11 protein-coding genes are annotated in these 11,986 nt (G+C 52.2%); 4 read left to right on the forward strand and 7 right to left on the reverse strand.

Annotated elements, in window-relative coordinates:
- Nucleotides 1-944: sulfatase-like hydrolase/transferase (locus OXH16_17600; GenBank protein MCY3683214.1), on the forward strand; the 944-nt coding region annotated here is incomplete at its 5' end.
- Here the strand turns inward: OXH16_17600 and rsmB are convergent.
- From rsmB to OXH16_17620, 4 genes are read right to left on the reverse strand one after another with little or no spacing between them, the layout of a single operon-like run.
- Nucleotides 929-2,227: a 16S rRNA (cytosine(967)-C(5))-methyltransferase RsmB gene (rsmB, locus tag OXH16_17605; GenBank protein ID MCY3683215.1), complete on the reverse strand. Its 1,299-nt coding sequence runs from the start codon at nucleotides 2,225-2,227 to the stop codon at nucleotides 929-931. The genes OXH16_17600 and rsmB overlap by 16 nt on opposite strands.
- Before the next feature lie 27 nt (nucleotides 2,228-2,254).
- The gene (locus tag OXH16_17610; GenBank protein ID MCY3683216.1) at nucleotides 2,255-3,571 is read right to left on the reverse strand and encodes a TldD/PmbA family protein; all 1,317 of its coding nucleotides are present in this window, start codon (nucleotides 3,569-3,571) and stop codon (nucleotides 2,255-2,257) included.
- Nucleotides 3,572-5,002, reverse strand: coding sequence for a TldD/PmbA family protein (locus OXH16_17615; GenBank protein MCY3683217.1), 1,431 nt, complete (start codon nucleotides 5,000-5,002; stop codon nucleotides 3,572-3,574).
- Nucleotides 5,003-5,027: 25 nt separating this feature from the next.
- Nucleotides 5,028-5,792 (reverse strand): exodeoxyribonuclease III, encoded by a 765-nt coding sequence (locus OXH16_17620; GenBank protein ID MCY3683218.1) that lies wholly within the window; start codon nucleotides 5,790-5,792, stop codon nucleotides 5,028-5,030.
- 122 nt (nucleotides 5,793-5,914) lie between these two features.
- Here OXH16_17620 and OXH16_17625 point away from each other — a divergent pair, with 122 nt between their 5' ends.
- Nucleotides 5,915-6,532 carry a chorismate pyruvate-lyase family protein gene (locus tag OXH16_17625; GenBank protein ID MCY3683219.1) on the forward strand — a complete coding sequence of 206 codons (618 nt, stop codon included), beginning with the start codon at nucleotides 5,915-5,917 and terminating at the stop codon, nucleotides 6,530-6,532.
- Here OXH16_17625 and metF read toward each other — a convergent pair.
- Both metF and ahcY read right to left on the reverse strand, forming a co-directional pair.
- Nucleotides 6,513-7,391, reverse strand: coding sequence for a methylenetetrahydrofolate reductase [NAD(P)H] (metF, locus tag OXH16_17630; GenBank protein MCY3683220.1), 879 nt, complete (start codon nucleotides 7,389-7,391; stop codon nucleotides 6,513-6,515). The two genes, OXH16_17625 and metF, sit on opposite strands and share 20 nt — an antisense overlap.
- Nucleotides 7,392-7,415: 24 nt before the next feature.
- Nucleotides 7,416-8,867 (reverse strand): adenosylhomocysteinase, encoded by a 1,452-nt coding sequence (gene ahcY / locus OXH16_17635; GenBank protein ID MCY3683221.1) that lies wholly within the window; start codon nucleotides 8,865-8,867, stop codon nucleotides 7,416-7,418.
- A gap of 216 nt (nucleotides 8,868-9,083) precedes the next feature.
- Here ahcY and OXH16_17640 point away from each other — a divergent pair, with 216 nt between their 5' ends.
- Nucleotides 9,084-9,557, forward strand: coding sequence for a hypothetical protein (locus OXH16_17640; protein MCY3683222.1), 474 nt, complete (start codon nucleotides 9,084-9,086; stop codon nucleotides 9,555-9,557).
- A 58-nt stretch (nucleotides 9,558-9,615) separates the two neighbouring features.
- Here OXH16_17640 and OXH16_17645 read toward each other — a convergent pair whose 3' ends face one another.
- Nucleotides 9,616-10,497 (reverse strand): aldolase/citrate lyase family protein, encoded by an 882-nt coding sequence (locus OXH16_17645; protein ID MCY3683223.1) that lies wholly within the window; start codon nucleotides 10,495-10,497, stop codon nucleotides 9,616-9,618.
- A gap of 265 nt (nucleotides 10,498-10,762) precedes the next feature.
- Between OXH16_17645 and OXH16_17650 the strand changes: the two genes are divergently transcribed.
- On the forward strand, nucleotides 10,763-11,986 hold a 1,224-nt coding region (locus OXH16_17650), incomplete at its 3' end, for an efflux RND transporter permease subunit (GenBank protein ID MCY3683224.1).

Below are 11,986 nucleotides of genomic sequence, written 5' to 3' on the forward strand. Positions count from 1 at the left end.
GCTTTATCGAAAAGCACCAAGACCAGCCCTTTGCCCTGTGGGTCTCCTTTCCCGATCCACACGAGCCCTGGCTGTGTCCGGCCGAGTACGCAGCCCTGTTTCCGCCCGAAAATATTGACCTCTCCCCCTGGCGCGATGGGGAATTTGACGAAGAGCGAGCGCCCGAGCGCAACCGCGTGCTCTACCAGATGCTGGGGATGCACCGCGATCCAATTGAAGACGTTTACGGCGTTATGGCCTCGTATTTTGGCATGGTGCGCTTTATCGACGACGCACTCGGCCAAATACTCGACAAACTCGAGGCACTGGGGCTGCGAGAGCAGACAATTGTCGTCTTTTGTTCGGACCACGGCGACTTTATGGGAGAACACGCCATGCAGTGCAAGGGCGGGGTCTTCTACGACAGCCTGACGCGGGTACCGCTGATCGTCTCCTGGCCCGGACAGGTCACCGCCGGCGTGCGAGATCAAAGCATGGCCAATCTGATCGACGTGGTGCCGACGTTGTTACAATTGCAAGGGCTGGCGCAGCCGCATGCCATGCACGGAATACCACTGCCCACTGTGACCGCAGCCGCGCCCCGGGACGCGACTTTTTCCGAATACGGAAGTGGGGGACCGCTCTTCACCATGTCCGACCTGGAAAAGCTACCCCAACCCTGGGGCCGCAAGACCCTGCTCGACACCTTGCAGTGGCGCGAGGCAGCCGGTCGGTGCAAAATGGTCCGCACCCGCGAGTGGAAGTACGTCCACGACCCCATGGGAGACCGCGACGAACTCTACGACCTCGTCGCCGATCCCGGCGAACTGGTCAATGTAATCGACGAAGAGCAACATCGCGATGCCCTCGCCGCTATGCGGCTGCGACTCGCCGACTGGAGCATCAACACCGAAGATGCCCGACCAGTGCCGCTACCAGACCCAAGACACTACGAGTTGGCCTGAGAAGTTGTCCGCTTCAACCGCACGGCAAAAACACCGTCATTACCCGTTTGATGGGGCAGCAATTGCAAATAGGGATGGGTGATTTGAAAGCCCGGATGATCGCTTAAAAAGCCCTCGACAACGCGCTCATTTTCCTCCGGTTCAAGCGTACAAGTGCTGTAAACCAGAACGCCGCCCGGGCGCACGTAATCGGCAGCGCTATCGAGAAGCGTACGCTGCAAACGTGTAAGACCGTGAATATCGAATTTTCGCCAGCGCAGGTCGGGATGGTGATTCAGAATACCCAGCGAGGAACAGGGCACATCGACCAGAACCCGATCAAACAAGCGATTCACAGCCAGATAACGCGCATCGACAGCGAGTGGGCAAATACATGTAACCCCGAGCCGGTGCGTGTTTTTTTTTAGCATTTCGAGACGGCGCGGATAGAGATCTATAGCGAGAATAAAACCCCGATCTTTCATACGCTCGGCCATAGCAATAGCTTTGCCACCGGGCGCACTACACAGATCCAGAATAGCCTCGCCGGGTTGGGGATCAAGCAGGGGAACAACCATCGCAGCCCCCGTGCCTTGAACACTAAAGAGACCATCGAAATAAGCCTTGCTCTGAAAAAGGTGACCCACCTGAGATACAGCGAGGAGCCCGGATGCTGCCAATTCAGTGCCAATCCCTTCAAGAGCGAGTTGCTCGCGCAGGGCATCGGACGTCGTTCGCAACGCATTGGGGCGAATGGTCAGGGCAGGTTGAGCATTATTAAATTCACACAGAACGCGTGTTTCATCCACGCCGTAGCGTTTGATCCATTGCGCGACGAGCCATTGGGGATGTGATGTCATAATGGCGAGATATTCGACGGGATCACGATCAAAATCGGGAAAAACAACAGGCTTGCGATTCTCGGCCACCCCGCGCAACACGGCATTGACCAATTTCGCAATGGGATCCCCGAGAACGTGACGGGCGAGAATAACGGATTCAGAAACAACCGCATAAGATGGCACGCGGTCGAGATACTGGAGTTGATAAACACCGAGGCGCAGGAGATTGCGGAGTTTGGCGTGCTGTCTGGACAGGGGTTTTTTGAGATAGGGCGTCAAAATATGATCAATCCGCGCCTGAAAGGTCAGCGTACCCCGAACCAGATGTTGAAGCAAATCGCCGTCGGGATCGCGGATATGCTCGCGCTGCGCGTCGAGCAAACGGTCGAGATATGCGCCCCGTTCAACGCGGCAGAGTATATCCAATGCAATATGGCGCGGCGTTTTTGGCGCGGCAGACATTATTTACCCTCTCTAATGCCACTCATTCTACTTCCCGCTAAAAGCCACATTGTCAAAAATTAGAGTAGGCGTTTGCACGCTGGAAAAGATATTGGGATCATTGCCCACGGCGACGAGATTTTGCAACAAATCGAGAAAATTGCCAGCGATATTCATTTCCGATACCGCACCCATTTTCTGCCCGTTGGCAATGCGAAAGCCGCGAAAACCATAAGAAAAATCCCCAGTCGTCGTATCGGCATTGCCGCCGAGCCAGGACGTGACGTGAAAACCATCCTCAACCTCTGCAATCAGACCATTGAGACCCTTATCACCCGGCGCAAAAACGAGATTGGACGACGCTCCGGTCGTAGGCGCCCAACCGAGTTTGCGCCCGTAATACGTATCGACATAATACATTTGCAAGACGCCCTGATTGACGACGCACCTGCGCTTTGCCGAAATCCCCTCGCCATCGTAATGCCGAGATGCGAGACCGCGCACCATCAGAGGATCATCTGTCACCGACAGGAGCGAACTGGCAATTTGCGCGTCTTTTTTATCAGCGAGAAAAGACCGATTCTGCTGAATGCTGCGCGCCTGCAACGCCCCCCATATCGCGCCAATCAAACGCCCGCCAGCTTCGGGATCAACCACCATAGTCGCCCGCCCACTGGGTGCTTTTTCACTGCCCAATCGGGAAATCGCGCGGTCGAGACCCTCGCGCGCAACCGCCTCCGGATCGGGCAAATCCGACAAATGATGCGCCCGCACATAGCGATGATCTTCGGGACGCCCATGCGCGCCCTCTTTGAGCGTCACACTTGCGCCATAGCCTATCGAAGTCCCGCTCTGTATCCCCAAAAATCCATTTGAACTCACCCGAACCGACGTATTCCAGCCATAATAAACATTCGCGGTAGCACTCACCACACGGCCATCTGTATGGGTGATAGCATCCATCTTTTTTAGCCAATCAATACACGCCTCGCGGGGCAAATCGCGCACCACAGCATCGTCGGATTGAAGATTATTATCCGGGCGATCTTCATACAACTCAGCATCGGGAATAACGCGATGCTGATCTTCTGCCAGATGTCGCGTCAGCGCAACTGCATCTTCGATAAACCGGGCAACAGACGCCGCGCGCAAATCCGAAGTCTGGTGTGTCGAATACCGCCCATTGACATATAATTGAATGCTCAAACCGCGAGTGGCACTCTGTTGCACCTGCTCAATATTCCCATCGCGATACGTGTACTCCGTGCTATTTTCATCTCGCACCCGCGCTATCGCATCATTCGCACCTGCTCTTCGCGCCTGATCAACCGCCAATTCTGCCTGTTGGAGAAGTTCGCGTTCCATTTAGTTCACCCCCCCCACAGTCATACTCTCTTCCACCAGCATCGTCGGAACGCCCATGGAAACGGGCACACCCTGTCCATTTTTTCCACACGTCCAGCTACCATCGTCCAACACGGCATCACCTGCTGCCATAACCACATTTTTTAACGCCTCGGGACCATTGCCAATAATATTGACATCCTTGATCGGCGCAGTAATTTTGCCGCCTTCGATAAGCCATCCATTCTTGATATAAAAAGTAAAATCACCTGCGCCAATTTGCACCTGTCCATTGGTAAACGTATCAGCAATAATGCCGTAATCAACAGCGCCAACAATCTCATCGCGGGTGTGGGGACCGTCGAGCATATACGTAGATCGCATACGCGGCATAGGAACATGCCGAAAACTCTCGCGGCGGCCCGACCCCGTGGGTGCGACCCCGTAGTGTTTTGCCGAAATGCGATCGTGCAAATAGCTTTTTAAGACACCGTTTTCAATAAGCGTCGTACACGCAGTAGCCTGACCCTCGTCATCTACATTGAGCGCTCCCCGATCATTTTCCTGCAAGCCATCATCGACAATCGTCACAAAATCCGGGGCGACTTTCTCGTTCATCATCGTCGCGTAAATAGAAGTACCCTTGCGGTTGAAATCCGCTTCCAGGCCGTGACCAATCGCCTCGTGGAGCAAAATACCCGAAGCACCTGCTGCAAGTACCACCGGCATCTCGCCGGCAGGTGGGCGCTGCGCCTCAAAGAGAATCATCGTGCGATCGACCGCCCTTTGGCAGACCGCTCTGATATTCTCTTCGGTAAAATAGTCAATCCCCTCGCGCCGGGAAACCGAAGCCCCATTGCTCTGCCGCACGCCATTCCTGTTAGCCGTCACCGAACAATACAGCGTCGCCATAGGCCGCCGATCCGTACTGAAAACACCATCACTGGTCACAATAAGCACGCATTCATCCCTGTCCATCCACCCCACAGACACCTTTTCTATTGCGGGATCCATTGCGCGAGTCATAGTTTCCGCATTCTGCACCAGTGGCAGGCGTTCCGTAATATTGACCTCATCCCAGTCGCGCTCAATCGCGTAGTAATTGTCAACTTCTCTGCCCTGCAAGTGTTGCGGTGGCACACTTTTTGTGCCCTCTGCTATTGCAGCAGCCGTCCGAGCAGCCGCATAAATCGCATCTGCCTCTAAACTCTCGGAAAAAGCATAGCCAACCTGATCCCCAATCACCGCGCGAATCCCCACGCCCTGATCAACGCCTGTATTGGCACTGGAAATAATACCATCTTCCAAACTGAGAGAGGTCGTACGCACATGCTGAAAATACAGATCGGCAAATTCGGCACCTCGGGACATCGCTTCTGACAATGCCTGCGCAGCCACGCTTTCATCAACGCCGAATAATGCTGCAAAAGGATGTGTTTCAAGAGTGTGCATGGAAATCTCCTGTGTATATTATTAGCTATTTCAAATCCACAACAACCGGTGCGTGATCAGATATGGTCATGCCGCCTTCGCGGTCAACATGGGCAGATTCAACGCGCTTTGCAACTGCTGCATTGCCCAACAAATAATCGATGCGCCAACCGCGGTCCAACTCTCTGGCCCTCCCCCGATTGGACCACCACGAATACGGCCCCTGAATATCGCCGTAGTGTTCCCGTGTAAAATCGCGCCAGCCAGAAGCGATGAGATCGCCCATCCACGCGCGTTCATGCGGCAAAAAACCCGAATTCTTCTCGTTGCTTTTAGCATAAAAAATATCGCGTTCGGTATGCGCGATATTAAAATCACCCCCCATAATCGTGGGACCCCGTTTTTTTACCAGACCATCGGCCCAGGGGCGAAAGCGATCCATCCAGCACTCCTTGATCGCCTGGCGCTCATCGCCCGATGATCCCGAAGGCAGGTACACACTGACGAATTGAATCCCCAGAGTACTCACCCGCAAAATCCGGCCTTCGGAATCGGCCCCGCCCACACCGCGTTCTACCTCACTTAACGGCGTGCGAGACCATACCGCTGTGCCCGCATAGCCCTTGCGCTCGGCTGGATGCCAGATAACATGCCACCCATCGGGATTGCGCTCGCTCGCAGACAGTTGCTCGGGCAAGACCCGAATTTCTTGCAAAAGGATCACATCGGGGTTTAGCGTTTTAATATGATCCATAAACCCCTTGCGAAGCGCCGCCCGCAATCCGTTTACATTCCAGGTAATAATACGCATGCTGCCCTTTCCATCAAAATAACGGATTAGAATCACACATGCAATGTTTCAGAACTTTTTTTGTCCTTATGTGTCTAAAGTGCGTTGCGCAACGACTGTATATATGAAAGGACAATAGCTCGATGAAGACAGATTCAATTTTCAATTCGACAACTTTTGTTGACACGCACGTAAAAAATATATTTATCGCACAGGCAGAAAGGCCAGCGATGTCGAGAGAAATCAACATCGCGCGATTAACGCCATTCCAGCGGGCATTAATCGTCACCGACGGCACCGTCACAAGACTCATCGAAGCCTATACACTCGCACCGGTGGAAGTCGCACTCCTCCACCAGACGAAACAGACATTATGCACCGAGCATATCTGGCTCGAGCTGCCATCAGGGACACCAGTCATCGCGCGACAAGCAGTACTACAAACGCCCTCAACAGACAACGAAACGCCGAAAATTCAGGCGTATGCTACATCTCTCATTGTATCACAAAACCTGCCAAAAGGCATTTTGGACGGACTGGAATCAGATCCTGCGGGATTGGGAGGAATACTGCAAAACAGCGGACTGGAAACCCGCCGTGAATTGTTGTGGTGCTGCTGTGAAACCGCACGGGATTTGCCGGAGACCATCGCGCACCTCGAAGGAAAACCTCTTCTCAGCCGCACCTACAGGGTATTCGCCAATAAAAAGCCAATCATGCTGATCACTGAGAAATTTCCGCTTAGAGAGGAAGCGCACTGATAATCCGGCGCATATGGATGGACTTGTTGAGCACGTAAAAGTGAATACCCGGCACGCCCTGTTCGAGCAATTCGGTTGCCTGCTCGATGCACTGATCTACCCCAATTTTCATCGCCTTGTCTTCATCATCCACAGCCCCCTTGAGTTGATCCTGCAAATCCCCCGGAATCTCAGCCCCACACAAAGACGCGATGCGCTGTATCTGTCCCGCCGCGAGAATCGGCATCAACCCCGGAACAACAGGTGCTGTGATATTGGCAGCACGCACGCGATCGACAAAGCGAAAAAAATAATCGTTATTATAAAAAAGCTGCGTAATAACAATATCCCCACCTGACTCAACTTTCCGCTTCAAATTTGCAATATCCGTATCAAAATCGGGCGCTTCGAGGTGTTTCTCGGGATACCCCGCAACAGCCAACCCAAACCCATCGTCTTTCGGTTCAGTGCTGCGAATATGCGCCACAAGCTCATTGCCGTGGGCAAATCCATCTTTTGCAGGCACAAAATTATCTTCTCCACGGGGTGGATCGCCGCGAAGTGCGACAATATTGCGAATACCCTCTGCGCGGATCGCCTTCAAAATATCATCGATATCCATTCGGGACGACCCCACACATGTGAGATGACACGCCGCAGTCAGACCAAATTCGTTCTGGATAAGCGAGGCAATCTCCAGCGTTTTGGCGCGAGTAGAGCCACCTGCGCCATACGTAACCGTCATATAACTGGGATTCAACTTGAGCAAATTGGGCACAACCCGCGCCTTGAGCGCGCGCATACCACCCTGAGTCTGCGGCGGATAAATCTCAAACGAAATGACCGGTTGATTGCCGGTAAAATAGTCTAAAAATCGCATGAAAAAGTAACAAATCCCCTATCATTAATACCGATAATGACCGGGTTTGTACGGACCTTCGACGGACACGCCAATATAATCGGCCTGCTTCTGCGTGAGTTCGGTCAACTTGACACCGAGTTTTTCGAGGTGAAGCCGCGCGACCTCCTCGTCGAGATGTTTGGGCAGGGTATAAACGCCGACTTCGCGCTGCTGTGCCCACAGATCCATTTGCGCCAGCACCTGATTGGTAAACGAATTGGACATCACAAAAGAAGGATGCCCGGTCGCACAGCCGAGATTGACCAGACGGCCTTCTGCGAGCAAAAAGATCGCACGCCCATCTGGAAACGTGTATTTATCGACCTGCGGCTTGATATTCTCGTGCACAATACCCGGATAATCGCCCAGCTTATCGACCTGAATCTCATTGTCAAAATGCCCGATATTGCACACAATGGATTGATCGAGCATATTTTCCATGTGCTCAATGCGGATAATATCCGTATTGCCCGTCGTCGTAACAAAAATATTGGCTTCGGAAAGGGCATCTTCCACAGTCGTCACTTCAAATCCCTCCATCGCCGCCTGCAAAGCACATATCGGATCGATTTCCGTCACCAACACGCGCGCGCCAAATCCCCGCATAGACTGGGCACATCCCTTGCCCACATCGCCGTAGCCGCACACACAAACAACCTTCCCGGCGACCATAACATCCGTTGCGCGCTTGATACCATCGGCGAGCGACTCGCGGCAGCCATAGAGATTATCGAATTTCGATTTGGTCACCGAATCATTGACATTGATCGCGGGAAAGAGAAGCACGCCTTCATCCCGCATCTGATACAGACGGTGAACCCCCGTCGTAGTCTCCTCTGACACGCCCTGAATATCGGTGGCCATATTGTGCCAAAAACGCGGATTGCGCTCCAGTTGCCGCTTCAGCACGGCATTGACAATCTCCAATTCGCGATTATCAGTCGGCTCATCGAGAATCGAGGGATCGTCTTCAGCCTGATATCCCCGGTGAACCAGCAGCGTCGCATCCCCGCCATCATCGACAATAAGTGTCGGGCCTCCCGCCACAAAATTGAGTGCCTGCAAAGTACATTCCCAATATTCTTCCAGAGACTCGCCCTTCCACGCATAAACCGGCGTACCCGTTTCTGCAATAGCGGCAGCGGCGTGATCCTGCGTAGAAAAAATATTACACGACGCCCAGCGCACATCGGCTCCCAGCACTTTGAGCGACTCGATCAAAACAGCCGTCTGAATCGTCATGTGCAAAGACCCCATTATGCGGGCACCTTTCAGAGGTTTCTGATCTGCATATTTTTCGCGCACAGCCATTAAACCGGGCATTTCGCGCTCGGCAATTGCGATCTCTTTCCGTCCAAAATCTGCCTGAGACATATCGGCGACTTTATAGGGCAGGTGCGAATAATCGGGAATTTGAATATCAGTCGCGCTATCGGGCAACACTATATCGGCCATATATCATCCTTTCTCAGTTAACCGTTGGGCACACGCGGCAGGTATATCCCCTATCTGGTCATAGGCGTCTTGATACCGCAAAAAGTGAAGTTACCAACTATCGGGCAATCAGTCAATCAAATCATTTGTCATTTCATCTTTGCCTTATGGAAGCAGTTTTGTATATTAGTTCTATTGTAGCAAAATACCCATCAAAGGACAACACAGGAGAAAAAAATGTTCAAAGTTGTAATTCTTCTCGCAGGAATCCTCACAGCAGGGTGTCAGATGCCCTCACTATTTGAAGGACAGACACAAATAAAACAATACGGCCGCGTACTGGCAGAAGGGCAATACGACAGCGGTGCCCGCACTGGCGTTTGGACATATTACGATGCCGTGGGCAACGTGCGCGGGCAGGGCACATACAAAAATGGCGTCATGCAAGACGGACTTGAGATCACATTTTACAGCAACGGACAGAAAAAAACAGAAGGCAACTGGACAAGTGGTGTAAAAGACGGGCACTGGATATCTTATTTTAGAAATGGTGTAAAAAAAGAAGAAGGCAGATATCTGGAGGGAAAGAAAACAGGCGTCTGGCGAGAATGCGATCCGTCCTCCTTTTACGCCATACAAAAAGTATTCGAAAATGGCAAACAAGTCGGCTGGCGAAAATTTGAGTTGGCCCGCCAGGGCAATCCATTTTAAGCACGTATTAAATCGGACCTCCAGGGCTGTGCAAACATCGCACAGCCCTGTTTTTTTATTAAACCGGCATGCGACGGCCTGAATATTCGCGTCCAATACGCGCGATCTCCTCCCTGCCCCCGGAAACCACGCGCACCCCCTCGTCTATTTTTGCCGCAACCGTCTCGGGACTACCCCCCTCGAGAAAAGCAACGCCGTTTTCTGCACATGCTGCCTTCACGCGATCCCTCACCTCTTGCATTTCGGGAGAAAAAGGCGTTGGACGGTGTAAATATCCCATCGACATACTCAAATCGCCTGGGCCCATTTCGGCAAATCCAATGCCGGGTACCTTGAGAATCTGTTCGATGTTGGATGCGCCGCGCACATTTTCAATCTTGATACCCAACAGCAACTCGCCATCGGGATTCAGCGGATAGGGATCGGCCTTCTGGATGTACTCATCGCGGTTAACACCCCATATCGCTGATGCCGACGATTCGGATCCCACGCCTCGCGTACCTGTACTGAGGCCGTGTCCAACGCCGATTTTGTTAATGGGATAGCGACACGACTCGACAAAAGCGCGTATCGCATCGGGCGATTCCGCCTGACAGAGCAAAATGCCGTGTACACCGCGCGCGAGAATCTGCCGAAATTGCCAGGCATTGTAGCGCACAATATTTTCCGACGCGCCCTCCACCGGAGCTTCGACAATAACAGCGGGCGTCCTGTGTCCACTATTTGTAGGTCCCCCGCTAATCAGACCGCGCATATAGTCGTCGAGGCCCCCCAGATTAAAAGCCCCGTGTTCCATACCCACATTGATATAATCCGCCCAGGTACTGGCATCATTCTGACCCTGTTCAAACGTAAGCACATGCCCTGTATGCGCGCCCATGTAATAGACAGGTTGATCTTGTGAAAGCAACTCAACTGCGCGATTGACGCGATTGCCCATGAAAGTCTCCTCCTAAATATAGTTACGTGATTATGTTTAGACTTCAGCATGAAATATCTATTAAAACAAAATCGCAAGTCTTTTCTGTAACGGTGAAATTTTTAAAAAACTGCGGTTGCTTTTGCAGCGAAATGTTGTATATTATCCGTAAGTAAGTAAATGGTTACTTAGCAAAATCAGTCTCAGCCGCTGATGGACGCACTCTGAGATTCGCGTCTCATTACCTTACTTCAACCTTCAATTTTTGCCCTTTTGAGGCCCGCTTATGAAACTCTCGGAATACGCGATCAAAAAACCCATTACTGCTGTAATGGTAGCACTCAGTCTCATAGTCATGGGATTTATTTCCCTCTTCAGATTGCCGCTCGAATACGCGCCCGACTTGCAGTATCCCAGAATGTATGTGAGCTATACATATCCCTCGTCATCGCCCGAAGAGATCCAAAAGAAAATCACCAAGCCAATCGAAGAGATGCTCGGCACGATTCCCGGCGTTGAATCACTTCGCGCGCGATCCTATGACAGTCGGGGTTATGTGTTCATGGAATTTGACTACGGGACCGACATGGATCTCAAATCTATTCAGGTAAGGGATCGCATAGATCAGGTTCGCGGCAGACTACCCGAAGACCTCGAACGCATTGAGATGCGCAGATGGGACTCGGCAGATTGGGAAATTCTGGACTACAACATGATCTGGCTAGGCGATGATCAATCTGAACTCGCCACAGTGTATAAAAACACGATCTTACCTCGTCTGCAGCGCATCCCCGGGGTGGGCAATGTCGAAATGGAAGGCGCCGACGAAAGAATACTCAGAGTCGATGTCGATAAAAATCGCATGCACGCCCATGGCCTGGACATTCGCACCCTCAACAGAACAATTCGCTCCAACAATATCAACATTTCTGGCGGTTACGTCACCGAAGGCGACAAACGCCTCGCTGTTCGGGCAGTGGGCGAATTTGACGAAGTGGATCAAATACGCGATCTCACGCTACCCAATGGTCTGGAAATAAAAGACGTGGCGCAGGTGAGTTACGACTATCCTGAAAAGCGATATTTTGAACGCATGGACGGGCGCGATGTGGTCTCTATGGAAATTCGCAAAACCTCCACGGCCAATCTGGTAGAAACCTGCCGCCTGGTCCGGGCAGAGTTAGACGCCCTTCAAGATGAAATTGGGCGAGACAAATTGCGATTGCACTTGCGCCGAGACCAATCAGAAGCAGTGGTAAAGGGCATCGCCAGCCTGGGGCAATCCGCCATGTTGGGAGGCATGCTGGCTATTGGCATCATTTTTGTGTTTTTGCGAAACTTCCGCAGCACGCTCATTGTCGGGTCTGCCATTCCCATTTCGGTATTGTGCGTTTTCATGATCATGTATCTGATGCGGCAAGTATTTGGATCGACTATTACGCTGAACATGATCTCGATGATGGGTTTAATGGTCGCCATTGGAATGCTGGTCGATCCAGCCGTCGTGGCT

It is taken from the genome of Gemmatimonadota bacterium (assembly GCA_026705765.1).
Classification (GTDB): domain Bacteria; phylum Latescibacterota; class UBA2968; order UBA2968; family UBA2968; genus VXRD01.

What these genes read in the sequence shown, in the direction of transcription:
- rsmB (MCY3683215.1), bottom strand. Translation starts at nt 2,227, where the DNA reads ATGTCTGCCGCGCCAAAAACGCCGCGCCATATTGCATTGGATATACTC.
- OXH16_17610 (MCY3683216.1), bottom strand. Translation starts at nt 3,571, where the DNA reads ATGGAACGCGAACTTCTCCAACAGGCAGAATTGGCGGTTGATCAGGCG.
- OXH16_17615 (MCY3683217.1), bottom strand. Translation starts at nt 5,002, where the DNA reads ATGCACACTCTTGAAACACATCCTTTTGCAGCATTATTCGGCGTTGAT.
- OXH16_17620 (MCY3683218.1), bottom strand. Translation starts at nt 5,792, where the DNA reads ATGCGTATTATTACCTGGAATGTAAACGGATTGCGGGCGGCGCTTCGC.
- OXH16_17625 (MCY3683219.1), top strand. Translation starts at nt 5,915, where the DNA reads ATGAAGACAGATTCAATTTTCAATTCGACAACTTTTGTTGACACGCAC.
- metF (MCY3683220.1), bottom strand. Translation starts at nt 7,391, where the DNA reads ATGCGATTTTTAGACTATTTTACCGGCAATCAACCGGTCATTTCGTTT.
- ahcY (MCY3683221.1), bottom strand. Translation starts at nt 8,867, where the DNA reads ATGGCCGATATAGTGTTGCCCGATAGCGCGACTGATATTCAAATTCCC.
- OXH16_17640 (MCY3683222.1), top strand. Translation starts at nt 9,084, where the DNA reads ATGTTCAAAGTTGTAATTCTTCTCGCAGGAATCCTCACAGCAGGGTGT.
- OXH16_17645 (MCY3683223.1), bottom strand. Translation starts at nt 10,497, where the DNA reads ATGGGCAATCGCGTCAATCGCGCAGTTGAGTTGCTTTCACAAGATCAA.